This window comes from Prauserella sediminis, assembly GCF_014195435.1.
Lineage (GTDB): Bacteria > Actinomycetota > Actinomycetes > Mycobacteriales > Pseudonocardiaceae > Prauserella > Prauserella salsuginis.
Genome location: NZ_JACIBS010000001.1, coordinates 2,656,529 through 2,671,016, shown reverse-complemented (window position 1 = coordinate 2,671,016; position 14,488 = coordinate 2,656,529). Strand labels below are relative to the sequence as shown.

The window sequence follows — 14,488 nt, the reverse complement described above, 5'->3', positions numbered from 1 at the left end:
CATGGTCGCGACCATCGACGAGCTGCACGAATCCGCGAGCCGCATCACCGGGCTCGACGACTTCGGCAGCGACGACTACACCGACGGCCTCGCCGTACTGCTCGACTCCTACGAACGAGAGGCGGCGCTGACCCCGCTGGGGCGCAAGGTGAAACGGGCCTTCCTCCGCGGTGCGCTGATGGCTCGGTCGCTCAGCGAGGCGGCGTGGAAACAGCATCCCGAGTACGCCGACGTCGCGATCGAGCGGCCGATCTTCGTCACCGGCCTGCCGCGCACGGGAACGACCGCGCTGCACCGGTTGCTGACCGCCGACCCCGCCAGTCAGGGACTCGAGGTGTGGCTGACGGAGGTGCCGCAGCCGCGCCCGGAGCGTGAGACGTGGCCCGACAACCCGGTGTTCCAGCGCATCCAGGCCGGTTACGAGCAGTACCACGTCGAGAACCCGGAGTTCATGGGCGTACACGCGATGTCGGCCGGCCAGGTCGAGGAATGCTGGCAGCTGCTGCGGCAGTCGCTGCGTTCGGTGTCGTACGAATGCCTGGCGCACGTGCCGTCCTACTCGGAGTGGCTGTCCGAACAGGACTGGACGGCGGCCTACCTGCGGCACCGCAGCAATCTGCAGCTGATCGGACTGCCCGACGCCGGCCGCCGGTGGGTTCTGAAGAACCCGAGTCACCTGTTCGCGCTCGACGAGCTGCTGCAGGTGTACCCCGACGCACTGGTGATCCAGACGCACCGTGCACCCGAAACCGCGATCGCCTCGGTGTGCAGCCTCAACGCCCAGGCGAGCGCGGGCTGGTCGGAGACGTTCACCGGCGACCGCGCCGGCCGGGACCAGCTCGAACTGTGGGCCCGCGGGCTCGAGACGTTCACCGAAGCCCGCTCCCGGCACGACCACCGGCGGTTCTTCGACGTCGACTACGACGACTTCGTCGCCGACCCGATCGGCACCGTGGAGAGCGTGTACGGCCACTTCGGCCTGCCGCTGAGCGACGAGGCACGCGAGGCGATGCGGCGGCTGCACACCGCGAGCACCACCGGTGCGGCACGGCCCGCGCACCGCTACTCGTTGGCGGACTTCGGCCTGACCGGCGACGAGGTGCGCCGCCGGTTCGCCGACCTGGAGACGGTCGGCGGACGCACGTAGCCGTCATGCATGCGGCCGTTTCGCGGACGGTCGTGTCGCCGGCGGTTGTTTCGCGCGCGGTTGTTTCGCGCGCGGTTGTTTCGCGCGTAAGCCGCCTCGTTCGCGGTTGTGTGGCTAGCGGTGGTGTGGCGCGGTGTTCTCGCGCGTAAGCCGCCTCGAGCGCGGTTGTCACACGCCGGAACCCGCTCGCGGCTGTCACACATCGTGCACGGGTGGCGTCGGAAGGGGTGAGAACCAACGGACACCCCGAAGGAGACGACCATGAGCGGAGCGCTCGACGTCACGCTGCTGGCTGCCGCGATCGGCTGCGCGGTGCTCAACACTGTCGAGGTGGTCGCCAAGGCGATGCGGGCGCGGTTCGTGCTCGACAACTGCGCCGAGGTCGGCCTCGACTCTCGGTGGCTGCCCCAGCTGGCGGTCGTCGAGGGCGCGGGAGTCGCCGGCCTGGTGCTCGGGTTCGCCGGCGTACCGTTCATCGGTGCGGCCGCGGCGATCGGCCTCGTCGGCTTCTTCGCGATCGCCGTTGCCGTTCACGTCCGCGCACGAGTGCTCCACAACCTCGCGTTCCCCGCCGTGTTTCTGGCGCTCGCCGTGGGAGCCGTCGGGCACTTCGTGTGACGCACGGGCAATCGTACGGCAGCGCGCCGTCACGGGTCAGGCGCGGAACACGCGCGAGCGCGCTGTCACGCGGCGCGGCGTCGGCGTTGGGGGTGGCCGGGCGACGAGTGGGCGCAGTCGCGCGGCAGCGCGGCATCGGCGACAGGTGGGCGCAGAACACACGGGTCTGAGTGCAGGACACACGGGTCTGAGTGCAGAACACGCGGGTGGCCGCAGTCGCGCGGCAGCGCGGCGTTGAGGGGCGGCGGCCGAGTAACGGTGGGCGCAGGGCGCGCGCCAGGGGCGGTCAGCGGACCGTGACCGACAGTGCCTGCGCGATGGTGGTGCCGAGGGCGTGAGTGGCGGCGTCGGCGGGCGGGCCGATCTTCACCACGACCGGGCCGCCGAACGGCTGGCGTTCCAGCACCTCGACCCTGTCCCCGATCGTGATCGACCGCTCCGCGAGGAACCGCAGCAATTCCGGGTCGGTGTCCCACACCCGGGCGATCTCCCCGACCGCGCCTGCGGGCAGTTCGTCGAGCAACCGCGTCGACATCTCCTCGACGCTGCCGTCCGGAGCCGGGATCGGATCGCCGTGCGGATCGCGCATCGGGTCTCCGAGTTTGGCCGAGATGCGCTCGACGAGACGTTCGGACATCACGTGTTCGAGGAGGTCGGCCTCGGTGTGCACCTCGTCCCAGGTGTAACCCAGTTCGGAGACGAGATAGGTCTCGATGAGCCGGTGCCTGCGCAGCACGGACCGAGCGAGCTGCATGCCCTCGGCCGTGAGCTCGATGCCGCGGTACGGCACGTGCTCGACGAGCCCCTGCTGCGCGAGCTTGGTGACCATGCCCGACGCCGACGACGGGCTCACCTCGAGCCTGCCCGCCAGGGACGTGTTCGTCACGGCCTCGCCGCGCTCGGCGAGGCCGTAGATCGCGCGCATGTAGTCCTCGATCGAGGACGAACGCCGATTCGAGCCGTCTTCCATGCTCTCCAAGATACGGCGTCCTTCCGATGGAACCGGCGGCCGAGCCTCACTCCTGGTCGGGGAGCCAGCGATACTTGACCCAGCCCTCGACCGGTTTGCCGCCGAGCGAGGCGTAGAAGGCCTCGGCCTTGGCGTTACCCATCTGCATGTCCCATTCGACGCGTCCACTGGTGCGCCTGCCCAGCTCGGCCATGAGTTCCCTGCCGAGGCCGTACCTGCGGAACTCCGGCTTGACGAACAGATCGTCGAGGAACACGCCCGGCTTGGCGTCCCAGCTGGGGAACGTCCACGCGCACAGCGCCATGCCGGCCGTCACCCGCTCGCCCGCCTCGCCGTCGACCTCGGCGATCACCACCCAGGCCTTCGGCTCGGGCCCGAAGAGGTGTTTCGTCATGTCGCCGCGGTCGAGCGCGAGGTCGTCCTTGCCCTCGTAACGAGCGTGCTCCTCGATGAGCAGGCAGATGTCCTCGACGTCGTCGGGTGTCGCATCACGTACCGGCATGACATGCAGTTCAGCACAGGTCAGTGCGGAAATGCCACCCTTCTGGTCTATCGATCGATTGATCGGGCCGTTAGGGTTGCGGCATGCCGACCGTGGAGCTCGACACCTCCGGCGCCGACGGCGTGGCCGTCGTCCGCCTCAACCGCCCCGAGCGGCTCAACGCCGTGACAGCCGAACTCGTCGACGACCTGCTCACCGCACTCGACGCGCTGACGGTCCGCACCGACGTCCGCGCGGTCGTGCTGACCGGCGAGGGACGCGCGTTCTGCGCAGGGCACGACCTCAAGGAACCCGCACCCGAAGGCGATTCGCGGCCACGACTGGAACGCCTGCAGGACGTCACGCGCAGACTCCGCGGCCTGCCGCAACCCGTCGTCGCCGCCGTGCACGGCTACGCGATCGGCGCGGGTGCCGAATTCGCGCTGGGCTGCGACCTGGTGGTGGCAGCCGACGACGCGGCGTTCGCGTTCCCGGAAGCCGGCCTCGGGCTGAGCGTCACCGGCGCGGCGTCCCGGCTGTTGCCGCTGCTGGTCGGACCGCTCAAGGCCAAGGAACTGATGTTGCTGGGCGAGCGCATCGACGCCGCGGCCGCCGCCGAGTTGGGCCTGGTCAACCGGGTCGTGCCGCGCGACGAGCTCGACAGCCGCGTCACGGAACTGGCCTCGGCCTTGGCGGACAAACCACCCCGTTCGGTGACGCTGGCCAAGCGCGCACTGGACCACGGCGTCGACGCCGCGGTCGAGACCGTGCTGGAACTCGAGGTCACGCACGCCCTGCTCACCGAGCACACTCCCGAGGTCGACAGGAGCGCGGAGGAGTTCCGGTCCCGATGAGCACGCATCTCGTCGAGCTCGTCACCACAGCGGCCAGGACCTGGCCGGACAAGCCCGCATGGATCTTCGACGACACCGGGCAGGACGGCGCCCCTGAGACATTGACGTTCGCGGACGTCGACCGGCGCACGAGCCTGCTCGCGGCCGCGCTGGCCGATCGCGGGGTGGCAGCGGGCGACCGGGTGGCCGTCATGCTGCACAACCGGCCCGAGTTCCCGCTGCTGTGGCTGGCGCTGGCCCGGCTCGGCGCGGCGATGGTGCCCGTCAACACCGGGTACCGCGAACTCGACGGCGGCCACGTGATCGCCCACTCGGGCGCGTCGCTGGCGGTGACGTCGAAGGAGTTCGCCGGCCTGCTGCGGACCGTCGCTCCCGGCACCGCGCTGCGGGAGGTGGTCACGACCGATGAGCTCACCGGTGCCGGGCCGGCACCCGGCTTCGTCCCCACCCCGGAGACGCCGACGAACATCCAGTACACGTCGGGCACGACGGGTGCACCGAAGGGCTGCGTGCTGCCGCACCGCTACTGGACGACGCTCGCCGACGACCTGGCGACCGCGTTCCCCGCGGTCTCCTCCGAGGACGTCATGCTCACCGCACAGCCGTTCCACTACATCGATCCACAGTGGAACGTCGCGCTGGGACTGCGGTCCGGCGCGACCCTGGTCGTGCTGGACCGGTTCCACCCGTCGACCTTCTGGGAGAAGGTGCGCGAGCACCGCGTCACGTGGTTCTACTGCCTCGGCCTGATGCCGACGCTGCTGCTGCGGATGCCTGAACAACCGGAGGACCGTGACCACCGCGTACGCGCGATCACGGCCTCGGCCATCCCGCCGGAACTGCACGCCGAGCTGGAGGCCCGGTGGGGTGTGCCGTGGTACGAGGCCTTCGGCATGACCGAGACCGGCGGCGACATCCGCATGTACCCCGGCGATCACGACGAGCTGGTCGGCAGCGGCTGCATCGGGCGTCCCGCGGCACACCGCGAGGTGATCGTCGCCGACGAGAACGGCGTCCCCGTGCCCCGCGGCAGCGAGGGCGAGCTGCTGATCCGCGGCACCGGTCTGATGCATCGCTACCACGACGATCCGGACGCGACCGCGAAGGCGTTCCGCGGCGGCTGGTTCCACACCGGCGACCTCGCGCGCATGGACGAGGCGGGCCGGGTGTTCTTCATCGGCCGCACCAAGGACATGATCCGCCGCAGCGGGGAGAACATCGCGGCCGACGAGGTGGAGCGCGCCCTGCTGCTGCACCCCGGCGTCACCGCGGCCGCGGTCGTCGCCGTGCCGGACGAGCTGCGCGGCGAGGAGGTCAAGGCGTACGTGGTGCTCGGCACCGAGCACGATCCGGAGGAACTCGCCGAGTTCTGCGAGACGAAACTCGCACGGTTCAAGGTACCGCGGTTCTGGTCCGTTGTGGACGAGCTGCCGATGACCCCGTCGGAGCGCGTCGCGAAAGGACAGCTGCGCCAGGGCGATCAGCGCACCGGTGCCTACGACCGGAAGGCGGGCGCATGGCTGTGACGAAACCCGCCGGCGGCAGGCCTGCCCGGGAGCGTGTGCACCGCGCCGCGGTGCGGCTGTTCGCCACGAAAGGGTTCCATGGCACCGGCATCCGCGACCTCGCCAAGGCCGCCGACCTCTCGTCGGCCAGCCTGTACCACTACATGCCCACGAAGGAGCGGCTGCTCGCGGACATCATGCGCACCTCGCTGCAGAGCCTGCTCGATGCCGCCCTCGGTGAGCTCGACGGCGTCGACGACCCCGTCGAACGGCTCGACCGGCTCGTGGCGCTGCACGTGACCCGACACGCACGCGAGCCGATGCGCACCCGAGTCGTGGACAACGAGGTCGACGCGTTGACGCCCGCGTCCCGGCGGGACGTCGTCGGCATCCGGGACTCGTACGAGAAGCTGTGGTCGGACACCATCGACGACGGCCTGCACAGCGGTGTGTTCACCACCACCCGGCCCGCGACGACACGGCTGGCACTGCTCGACATGTGCAACGGCGTGGCCCGGTGGTTCTCTCCCGGCGGCGAGCTGGGCAGAAGCGACCTCGCGGACCACTACGCCGACCTCGCGCGGCGCATGGTCGGCGCACCGCCGCGACAGCCCCGATGAGGGCGTATCGGCCCAGCGCGGAGGGGGTGGCGCTTGCTCTGACGCGGCAGCTGGGGGACGCTCGTGGGGTGAGTGAACAGACTATCCACCTGGAACTCAACGACGAGGGCGTCGCGCCCGGGCTTCCCACGCCCACCGATCCGCAGGACCACATCCACGATGTGCCCTACCGTCCCGTCGAGTTCCGTGACGACGATCTTCCCGCCGCTCTGGAGCGCGGCGCGACCTGGCTCCGCGAGGCGCAGCGGTGGCTCGGCGAACCCGCAGACGTCATCGCCATCCACCTCGATTACGACGATCGCGACGGATACCCGTACTACAACCTGAAGATCCTCTGCAACGAGGAGGATCTGGCGGGCGTTCCCCTCGCGATCAAGCAGGGCAACCGGTCCTGACCACCGGTCCCTGAAGGTCGCGCCCGGTCAGCGGCCGGGCTTTCCGGCGTCGCGGTGATGCGCCCGCGTCGCCGGCAGGTCCGCGATCCTGCAGTACAAGCACCAAGAACGAATCTTCGTAATACGAACGCACCAGTACGAGCGCACCGCCTCGCCCACCGGCCACCCGGCACGTGACCGTCCGCGTGGCCGGTGAGCGTTGCCGGTCGGTTCCTGTGCCCTCCCGGGGTGTTCGCAGCCCGGAGCCGTCAGCCGGTCGCCGCGACGGCCGCGTCCCGGTACCGGGCGACCGCCAACCGGGTGTCCTCTCCCACGAGATCGCCGTTGAGCTGCGCGGCCGCGAACGCGCCGGCCGCCGCGGCGTTGCCCACCTGCGCAGACGGGTCGGTGACGTTGCCCGCAGCCCACACTCCGGCCACCTCGGTCTCGCCGCGCACGTCGACGGGCAGGTGATCGCCCGCCCCCGACGGGTGTTCCCTCGGCCGCAGTCCCAGTCCGGCCAGGAATCCCGCCCGTGCCGTCATCCGGGTCCCCACGGCCACGACGTCCCTCGGGACCGTCTCACCACCGGCCGTGCGAATGCCCGTGATCCGGTCGTCGTCGATCACGAGTGCGTCGACCTCGCCGGCCACGATGCGGATGTCCCGCGCGAGAAGCTGCTCCCGTTGGTCGCCGGTCAGCTCCATACCTCGGGAGAAGAAGACCACGTCGGCGCTCCACTGCCGGAACAGCGACGCCTGGTGCAGCGCCATCGGCCCGTTCGCGATCACCCCGATGGCCCGATCGCGCACTTCCCAGCCGTGGCAGTACGGACAGTGCACGACGTCGCGCCCCCACCGTTCGCGCAGCCCGGCGATGTCGGGCAGTTCGTCGACGAGACCGGTCGTCACGAGCACCCGGCGCGCCCGCACCGACCGCCCTCCGGACGTCGACACGATGAACCGTCCGTCGTCGCCGGCCGACACGGCCTCGACCTCCGCGGTCACGACCCGGCCGCCGTAGCCGCGCACCTCGGCTCTGCCACGTTCCAACAGTTCGGCCGGCGGAACGCCCTCCCTGCCGAGCAGACCGTGCACCGCGTCCGCGGGTGCGTTACGGGGCTCCCCCGCGTCGAGTACGACCACGCTGCGACGTGCGCGAGCCAGCATCAGCGCCGCGTTGAGCCCGGCCGCTCCGCCCCCGATCACCGCGACGTCGTAGTCGCCTTCCCATTGCTCTGTCACCGTGTCCTCCTCGTCTCCTTGCCTGCGGATACCTCCACGGGCAACTCTGCACCGCTGCCACGTTGTGTGGCAAAGTTCTTTGCCGGGGTGGCAAAATCGCGGGTATGGACGACAAGCTGGGACAGGCACTGGACGCGGTCGGGCCGAGACTGCGCGCACTGCGCACGCGGCAGGGCCTGACGCTGGCGGAGTTGTCCGACCGGACCGACATCTCGGTGAGCACCCTGTCGCGACTCGAATCGGGCGCCCGCAGGCCGACGCTCGAACTGCTGTTTCCACTGGCCAAGACCTACGGCGTCGCGCTCGACGAACTGGTCGACGCACCGCCGACCGGCGATCCGCGCGTACACCTGCGTCCGGTCACCCGGCACGGCATGACGATGCTGCCGCTCACCCGCAGGCCCGGCGGGATCCAGGCGTACAAGATCGTGCTGAACGGATGCGACGCGCCGCCGGAACCGGAGCCGCAGGGGCACGAGGGATACGAATGGCTCTACGTGCTCAACGGGCGGCTGCGGCTCGTGCTCGGCGAACACGACCTGGTGCTCACCCCCGGCGAGGCCGCCGAGTTCGACACCCGCGTACCGCACTGGTTCGGCTCGGCCGACTGCGAACCCGTCGAGTTCCTCAGCCTGTTCGGCACCCAGGGTGAACGTGCCCACCTCCGCGCGGCCCCGAAGGGAACCTTCGACACCTGACGGTCCGCCCGATCGACCACCCCGGGGCACTCACGTGACCGCGCCCTCGCCCAACCGCCGACCCTCCATCGAGGCGCTCCGCGCCGCTAGGCCCGCCCGTCGCCCAACCGCCACCCCCCATCGAGGCGCTCCGCGCCGCTATCCTTTTCGGCATGATCACGTGTGCCGTGTGGTGGGCGGTTCCGGTGGACGACACCGCCGAACACCGCGGGCTCCTGACCGACGTCGAACGGGACCGGTACTCGGCGTACCGCAAATCCGACGACCGTCGGCGGTTCCTCACCGGACGGGTCATGGCCAAGACCCTCATCGGCGAACGACTCGGCACGCCCGCGGCCGACGTGGTGTTCGACGCGGCCTGCGACGACTGCGACAAGCAGCACGGCCCGCCACGCATCCCCGGCAGCACACTCCGGCTGTCGATCTCCCACGCGGGCGACCGGGTCGGCCTCGCCCTGACCGACGGTGCCGAGCTGGGACTCGACGTCGAGGCGACGACACGGCACGCCGACGACGGGCTCCTCGACTACGCCCTGTCCGACGCCGAACGCGCCGCCGTCGCCGGCCTTGCCGACGGTGACCGCACCCGCGCGTTCTTCCGCTACTGGACCGGCAAGGAAGCCCTCATGAAGGCGACCGGGAAAGGACTGCGCATCGGGCTGACGAGCCTCACGCTGTCGGAACCCGGCGAGCCGGCGCGCCTCGTGGCCTCGGAGTCGCCCGCACTCGACCCTGCCACCACTCGGCTCGCCTCCCTGCGCCCCGGCGACGGGTACGACGCCTCCGTGGCCGTCCTGACCGGCGAAGAGCTGGAGATCACAGAGCACTGGTGGAGCCCGAGGCCCGCCGCGCTGGGACACTGAGGACATGGACGCCGCGCGCCTTGTCGAGCACTATCGGCGCGGCGATTTCCTGTTCACCACCGCGCGCCGCACCGTCCTCGCCCAGGGCACAGCCGACGAGATCACCGGGACCGATGAGCAGGCGCTCGCGGACCGGGTGTCCGCCGCCCTCGCCGAACGCGGCGGCATCGCGACGGGCGTCCTGCCCTACGACGCCGCATCCGGCACCCCTGCGCGGCTCGTCGTCCCACGGACGGTGCACACCGCTGGCCCTGCCCACCCTGACGTCGATCGGCTCTCCAGGGAACGCGTCGGGGCGCCCGCGGCGGTACGGGCTGTCCCCGAACCACGGGACCACGCCGCGGCCGTGCGCACCGCGGTCACCGAACTCGCCGTTCGTGACCTGCGGAAAGTCGTTCTCGCGCGGGCCCTCGACGTCGAGTTCGCCCGCGACGTGCCCGTCGCCGCCATCGTGCGGAACCTGGTGCTCGACCACCGCCACGGCTACGTGTTCGCCGCGGACCTGCCCGGCGGCCGGACGCTGCTCGGCGCGAGCCCGGAGCTGCTCGTCTCCCGGCGCGGCAGCCGCGTCGTGGCGCATCCGCTCGCCGGGTCCATGCCCCGTTCGGGCGATGCCGCCACCGACACGGAGAACGCGGAAACCCTGCTGGCTTCGAAGAAGGACCTCCTCGAGCACACGATTCTCACCGAGGCCGTCGCCGAGGCACTCGGCCCGTTCTGCGCCACCCTCGACGTGCCCGCCGAACCGACACTGGAACGCACTCCGGCCATGTGGCATCTCGGCACACGCATCACCGGCGAACTGGCCAACCCTGCGACGACGGCGCTACATCTCGCGTCGGCCCTGCATCCGACGCCTGCGATCTGCGGCACGCCCGTCGCCTCCGCACGGCGACTGATCGGCGAGCTGGAGCCGTTCGACCGCGGCTACTACGCGGGTGCCACGGGCTGGGTCGACAGCGAAGGCGACGGCGAGTGGGCCGTGTCGATCCGCTGTGCCGACGCGGGCGCGGCATCACTGCGGATGTACGCGGGTGGCGGCATCGTCGCGGACTCGGATCCGCACGCCGAGCTGGACGAGACGTCGGCGAAATTCGCGACGCTGGGCCGCGCGATGGGGCTCGACGCCGACGCGCTCTCGGGCGATCCACGCCCACGGTGACGCCTGCGCCACCCATCGGGACGCGCGGAAAGACAGCGATCGCCGGGAAACCGGCTTCGGATCATCGACGGAAACGTCGACGAATGGGCGAACCGGAAAACGAACCCGGTTCGCAAAAAATCGGCGGGAAAAGGACGCGACGGCCCGTGGGTGGCACGCCTCGAGGCGAACCACCCACGGACGCGGGGCGTCACTTGAGAGCGCTGATGAGAGCTTCGCGCTGACGGTCGCCGAGGCCTGCGGCCCGGCGGTCAGGGTCGATGCCCGCCTGCTCCAGGAGCGCGGCGACCTTCACGGCGCCGAGCCCGGGAACAGCCTTCAGCAGCTGGGTGACCTTGGTCTTCCCAACCGTCTTGTCGTCCTTGGCGCGGTTCAGCACCTTCTCGATGCTCTCCGAACCGTCCTTGATCGACGCAAGCAGCTCCGAGCGCGCCTTACGAGCCTCGGCCGCCTTGGCCAGGGCTTCCTGCCGCTGTTCCGGAGTCAACGTAGGCAGAGCCAACGTACCTTTCCTTTCTTCTCGGGTGCCGCTTGTGCAGCGGCGACAACCCGGGTCCCCAGGTGCTTGCCCGAGCAAGCGCTGGCCAGGCCGTCTCTTACCACGGGCCCAGTAAACGCCACGACCCCTTCGTCCGCGAAATCGACACGCGATGACCCCCCGTCCGAGGCATGCAGGTCGAGGCGTTCGAGCTGTGGTCCGTCACTAGGCGCAACTGTTATTCCGCAGCACCTGCTCCCATGTCCACCTTACGGTTAGGCTCGCGCTGAATCCGCGTTCACCGCAAGAACCACGGGAGCCTCAATGTTGAGCACGATGCAGGACGCCCCCCTTTCCATCGCCACCCTGTTGAAGCACGGAAGCACGCTGCACGGCACGAGCGAAGTGGTCACGTGGACCGGATCGGATACGCGCCGACGGAGCTATGCCGAGGTGGGTGACCGTGCCGCGCGGCTGGCGAACGCCCTGCGCGGCCTCGGGGTGACGGGCGACCAGCGCGTCGGCACGTTCATGTGGAACAACGCCGAGCATCTCGAGGCCTACATGGCGATTCCGGCCATGGGCGCGGTGCTGCACACCCTGAACATCCGCCTGTTCCCCGAGCAGCTGGTGTACGTCGCCGATCACGCCGAGGACCACGTCATCATCGTGGACGGCACGCTGATCCCGCTGCTGAACAAGCCGCTCGCCGAGATGACCACGGTGCGTCACATCGTTGTCGCGAACGGTGACCCGGAGACCGTCGAGGCTCCCGCGGGCGTGCAGGTCCACGACTACGAGCAGCTCCTCGCCGCCCAGCCGGCGGAGTTCGACTGGCCCGTGATCGACGAGCGGTCGGCGGCCGCGATGTGCTACACCTCCGGCACCACGGGTGAGCCGAAGGGCGTGGTCTACTCGCACCGCTCGATCTGGCTGCACTCGATGCAGGTGTGCATGTCCGACAGCATGCGGCTGGCCGACACGGACAAGGCGCTGGTGATCGTGCCGCAGTTCCACGCCATGTCGTGGGGCGTGCCGTACGCGGCGTTCATGGTGGGCACGTCGTTGGTCATGCCCGACCGATTCCTGCAGCCGGGGCCGATCGCCGAGATCCTGGCCACCGAGCAGCCGACGTACGCCGCCGCCGTGCCGACGATCTGGCAGGGCCTGCTCCAGCACCTCGAGGCCAACCCGCAGGACATCTCCCACCTGCGCGAGGTCGTGGTGGGCGGGTCCGCCGCGCCGCCGGCGATGATGCACGCGTTCGAGGAGCAGTACAACGTTCCGGTGCTGCACGCCTGGGGCATGACCGAGACGTCGCCGCTGGGCAGCGTCGCCCGCCCGCCGCGCGGGGCGTCGGGCGACGAGGCGTGGCACTACCGCTACACGCAGGGGCGGTTCCCGGCTTCGGTGCAGGCACGGCTCATCGACGACGACGGCAACGAGGTGCCGTGGGACGGCGAGAGCGTCGGTGAGCTCGAGGTGGCCGGCCCGTGGATCGCGGGGGCTTATCACAAGGGTTCCGACCCCGAGAAGTTCCACGACGGCTGGCTGCGCACCGGCGACGTCGGCAAGATCACCCCGAACGGCTACCTGACGCTGACCGACCGGTCCAAGGACGTCATCAAGTCGGGCGGCGAGTGGATTTCGTCGGTGGACCTGGAGAACGACGTCATGGCGCACGAGGGAGTCGCCGAGGCGGCCGTCGTGGGCGTGCCCGACGAGAAATGGGACGAACGCCCGCTGGTGGCCGTGGTCGTCAAGGAGGGCCACACCGTCACCGCCGAGGAGCTGCGGGAGTTCCTGCGCGACAAGGTCGCCAAGTGGCAGTTGCCCGAGCACTGGACGTTCATCCCCGAGGTGCCGAAGACGAGCGTCGGCAAGTTCGACAAGAAGCGCATCCGCGCCGACCACGCCGAGGGCAAGCTCGACATCAGGCACTTCTAGGCGATCACCCACCCGACCCAGGGCTCGATGCCCCCAAGGGCACCTTCGCGGCTCCCGCCCGCCGGCCCGGCCACCGCCTCTCAAGGGCACGCTTACGCGTGGCCGTGTTCGATGCCCGAAGGTGCCCTTGGGGCGTTCTCCCCGAACCGCGACGGGCACGGAGGGTGAGAAGCGGGACGCACGACGTGGGCCGAACGGTCCATGCGCGGTTTACACGCCACTGTCCGGCGATAACAATGACTCGCCATGCGCGGACGACTCTCCACGGTGCTGACGGCGGCGATCGTGGCCTCGGTGATCCTGCAGCCCACGGCCACCGCCTCGGCTCCCGCCCTGCCGACCGGTGAGACGCCGGCGCAGGCCGCGAACCCTTCCTCCGAGGACGAAGCCATCGACTACCACGGCTGGAGCAGCGCCCAGGACTTCGCATCGGGCGAGCGCGACGGTGTCCGCCCCGGCGCCGACGGCATGCGCATCAGCGAGCCCGCGGGCTCCGAGAACGGCTACGAGTACGGCACCTGGACGTCACCGGTCCACGAACCCGGGTTCGACGCCTCCGAACTGATCTCGTCCTGGAACGCACACACCCCGGAGGGCACCTGGCTGAAGGTGCAGGCGCAGGCGCGCACCGCGGGCGGCGACGACACGTCCTGGTACACGCTCGGCAAGTGGGCCTACGGCGACGGCGACATCGAGCGCACCAGTGTCACGGGCCAGTCGGACGAGCACGCCGCCGTCTACACCGACACGTTGTCGGCGGCCGACGGTGTGGCGCTGCGCGCCTACCGGCTGCGCGTGACGCTGTACCGCGCCGAGGGTTCCGACGCCTCGCCGGTCGTCACGCAGGTCGGAGCGATGACCTCCGACGTACCGGACCGGTTCGAGCCGGAGTTGACCGAACCGGGCGAGGCCGCGGGCATCGAGCTGGACGTGCCGACGTACGCGCAGAACGTCCACCGCGGCAACTATCCCGAGTACGGCGGTGGCGGCCAGGCGTGGTGCAGCCCGACGTCGACGACGATGGTCGCCGAGTACTGGGGCGCGAAGCCGACCGAGGAGCAGCTGTCCTGGCTGCCCGCGGACTACCCCGACAAGAGCGTGGCGCACGCGGCGCGGCACACCTACGACTACGCCTACGAGGGCACCGGCAACTGGCCGTTCAACACCGCCTACGCCTCGCAGTACGGACTGAAGGGCCACATCACGCGCCTGCACTCGCTGGCCGAGCTGGAGAGTTACATCGCACGCGGCATCCCGGTGATCACGTCGCAGTCGTTCCTGGAGAAGGAGCTCGACGGCGCCGGGTACGGCACCGCGGGACACCTCATGGTGGTCGTCGGCTTCACCGCCGACGGAGACGTGATCGCGAACGACCCGGCGTCCGAGTCCAACGACCAGGTACGGCGCGTCTACGATCGCGAGCAGTTCGAAACGATCTGGCAGCGCACCAAGCGCTACGACGCCGAAGGCGAGGTCGCGAGCGGCAGCGGCGGCGTCGCGTACATCATCGAGGGCTGAGCGATCCTG

Annotated in this window: 15 protein-coding genes; 11 read left to right on the top strand and 4 right to left on the bottom strand. The window is 70.2% G+C overall.

Annotation, left to right across the window (positions count from 1 at the left end):
- Nucleotide 1 precedes the first annotated feature (1 nt).
- On the top strand, nucleotides 2-1,147 hold the full coding sequence (locus FB384_RS12190; protein ID WP_183782790.1) for a sulfotransferase family protein: 1,146 nt from the start codon (nucleotides 2-4) through the stop codon (nucleotides 1,145-1,147).
- 261 nt (nucleotides 1,148-1,408) lie between these two features.
- Nucleotides 1,409-1,765 carry a DoxX family protein gene (locus FB384_RS12185; RefSeq protein ID WP_183782788.1) on the top strand — a complete coding sequence of 119 codons (357 nt, stop codon included), beginning with the start codon at nucleotides 1,409-1,411 and terminating at the stop codon, nucleotides 1,763-1,765.
- Between the two features lie 286 nt (nucleotides 1,766-2,051).
- On the opposite strand, the gene FB384_RS12180 is transcribed toward FB384_RS12185, so the two are convergent.
- Nucleotides 2,052-2,735: a metal-dependent transcriptional regulator gene (locus FB384_RS12180; protein ID WP_183782786.1), complete on the bottom strand. Its 684-nt coding sequence runs from the start codon at nucleotides 2,733-2,735 to the stop codon at nucleotides 2,052-2,054.
- 46 nt (nucleotides 2,736-2,781) lie between these two features.
- Nucleotides 2,782-3,237, bottom strand: coding sequence for a GNAT family N-acetyltransferase (locus FB384_RS12175; protein WP_183782784.1), 456 nt, complete (start codon nucleotides 3,235-3,237; stop codon nucleotides 2,782-2,784).
- 83 nt (nucleotides 3,238-3,320) lie between these two features.
- Between FB384_RS12175 and FB384_RS12170 the strand changes: the two genes are divergently transcribed.
- The 4 genes from FB384_RS12170 to FB384_RS12155 all read left to right on the top strand — a co-directional run bounded on the left by FB384_RS12170 (nucleotide 3,321) and on the right by FB384_RS12155 (nucleotide 6,590).
- A complete protein-coding gene (locus FB384_RS12170) occupies nucleotides 3,321-4,070 on the top strand; it encodes an enoyl-CoA hydratase/isomerase family protein (RefSeq protein WP_183782782.1) in 750 nt (249 codons plus the stop codon).
- Nucleotides 4,067-5,596, top strand: coding sequence for an AMP-binding protein (locus FB384_RS12165; protein ID WP_183782780.1), 1,530 nt, complete (start codon nucleotides 4,067-4,069; stop codon nucleotides 5,594-5,596). The genes FB384_RS12170 and FB384_RS12165 overlap by 4 nt, the downstream gene beginning before the upstream one ends.
- A complete protein-coding gene (locus tag FB384_RS12160) occupies nucleotides 5,587-6,195 on the top strand; it encodes a TetR/AcrR family transcriptional regulator (RefSeq protein WP_183782778.1) in 609 nt (202 codons plus the stop codon). The genes FB384_RS12165 and FB384_RS12160 overlap by 10 nt, the downstream gene beginning before the upstream one ends.
- Nucleotides 6,196-6,263: 68 nt before the next feature.
- Complete coding sequence (locus tag FB384_RS12155) at nucleotides 6,264-6,590, top strand: hypothetical protein (RefSeq protein WP_183782776.1); 327 nt, start codon at nucleotides 6,264-6,266, stop codon at nucleotides 6,588-6,590.
- A 248-nt stretch (nucleotides 6,591-6,838) separates the two neighbouring features.
- Here FB384_RS12155 and FB384_RS12150 read toward each other — a convergent pair whose 3' ends face one another.
- On the bottom strand, nucleotides 6,839-7,813 hold the full coding sequence (locus tag FB384_RS12150; protein ID WP_183782774.1) for an NAD(P)/FAD-dependent oxidoreductase: 975 nt from the start codon (nucleotides 7,811-7,813) through the stop codon (nucleotides 6,839-6,841).
- Nucleotides 7,814-7,917: 104 nt separating this feature from the next.
- On the opposite strand from FB384_RS12150, the gene FB384_RS12145 reads away from it, so the two are divergent.
- The 3 genes from FB384_RS12145 to FB384_RS12135 all read left to right on the top strand — a co-directional run bounded on the left by FB384_RS12145 (nucleotide 7,918) and on the right by FB384_RS12135 (nucleotide 10,536).
- Entirely contained in the window at nucleotides 7,918-8,511 is a 594-nt protein-coding gene (locus tag FB384_RS12145) for a helix-turn-helix domain-containing protein (RefSeq protein WP_183782772.1), read from the top strand.
- A 152-nt stretch (nucleotides 8,512-8,663) separates the two neighbouring features.
- Nucleotides 8,664-9,374 carry a 4'-phosphopantetheinyl transferase family protein gene (locus tag FB384_RS12140; RefSeq protein ID WP_183782770.1) on the top strand — a complete coding sequence of 237 codons (711 nt, stop codon included), beginning with the start codon at nucleotides 8,664-8,666 and terminating at the stop codon, nucleotides 9,372-9,374.
- 4 nt (nucleotides 9,375-9,378) lie between these two features.
- Complete coding sequence (locus tag FB384_RS12135) at nucleotides 9,379-10,536, top strand: isochorismate synthase (protein ID WP_183782769.1); 1,158 nt, start codon at nucleotides 9,379-9,381, stop codon at nucleotides 10,534-10,536.
- Nucleotides 10,537-10,726: 190 nt separating this feature from the next.
- Here the strand turns inward: FB384_RS12135 and mihF are convergent, their stop codons facing one another.
- On the bottom strand, nucleotides 10,727-11,038 hold the full coding sequence (gene mihF / locus FB384_RS12130) for an integration host factor, actinobacterial type (RefSeq protein WP_183649502.1): 312 nt from the start codon (nucleotides 11,036-11,038) through the stop codon (nucleotides 10,727-10,729).
- 300 nt (nucleotides 11,039-11,338) lie between these two features.
- On the opposite strand from mihF, the gene FB384_RS12125 reads away from it, so the two are divergent.
- A complete protein-coding gene (locus FB384_RS12125) occupies nucleotides 11,339-12,961 on the top strand; it encodes a long-chain fatty acid--CoA ligase (protein WP_183782767.1) in 1,623 nt (540 codons plus the stop codon).
- Between the two features lie 246 nt (nucleotides 12,962-13,207).
- Nucleotides 13,208-14,479, top strand: a complete 1,272-nt coding sequence (locus FB384_RS12120) for a peptidase C39 family protein (protein ID WP_183782765.1) — start codon at nucleotides 13,208-13,210, stop codon at nucleotides 14,477-14,479.
- The last annotated feature ends 9 nt before the right edge of the window (nucleotides 14,480-14,488 follow it).

What these genes read in the sequence shown, in the direction of transcription:
- FB384_RS12185 (WP_183782788.1), top strand. Translation starts at nt 1,409, where the DNA reads ATGAGCGGAGCGCTCGACGTCACGCTGCTGGCTGCCGCGATCGGCTGC.
- FB384_RS12135 (WP_183782769.1), top strand. Translation starts at nt 9,379, where the DNA reads ATGGACGCCGCGCGCCTTGTCGAGCACTATCGGCGCGGCGATTTCCTG.
- FB384_RS12170 (WP_183782782.1), top strand. Translation starts at nt 3,321, where the DNA reads ATGCCGACCGTGGAGCTCGACACCTCCGGCGCCGACGGCGTGGCCGTC.
- FB384_RS12160 (WP_183782778.1), top strand. Translation starts at nt 5,587, where the DNA reads ATGGCTGTGACGAAACCCGCCGGCGGCAGGCCTGCCCGGGAGCGTGTG.
- FB384_RS12125 (WP_183782767.1), top strand. Translation starts at nt 11,339, where the DNA reads ATGTTGAGCACGATGCAGGACGCCCCCCTTTCCATCGCCACCCTGTTG.
- FB384_RS12180 (WP_183782786.1), bottom strand. Translation starts at nt 2,735, where the DNA reads ATGGAAGACGGCTCGAATCGGCGTTCGTCCTCGATCGAGGACTACATG.
- FB384_RS12120 (WP_183782765.1), top strand. Translation starts at nt 13,208, where the DNA reads ATGCGCGGACGACTCTCCACGGTGCTGACGGCGGCGATCGTGGCCTCG.
- FB384_RS12145 (WP_183782772.1), top strand. Translation starts at nt 7,918, where the DNA reads ATGGACGACAAGCTGGGACAGGCACTGGACGCGGTCGGGCCGAGACTG.
- FB384_RS12165 (WP_183782780.1), top strand. Translation starts at nt 4,067, where the DNA reads ATGAGCACGCATCTCGTCGAGCTCGTCACCACAGCGGCCAGGACCTGG.
- FB384_RS12175 (WP_183782784.1), bottom strand. Translation starts at nt 3,237, where the DNA reads ATGCCGGTACGTGATGCGACACCCGACGACGTCGAGGACATCTGCCTG.
- FB384_RS12140 (WP_183782770.1), top strand. Translation starts at nt 8,664, where the DNA reads ATGATCACGTGTGCCGTGTGGTGGGCGGTTCCGGTGGACGACACCGCC.
- FB384_RS12190 (WP_183782790.1), top strand. Translation starts at nt 2, where the DNA reads ATGGTCGCGACCATCGACGAGCTGCACGAATCCGCGAGCCGCATCACC.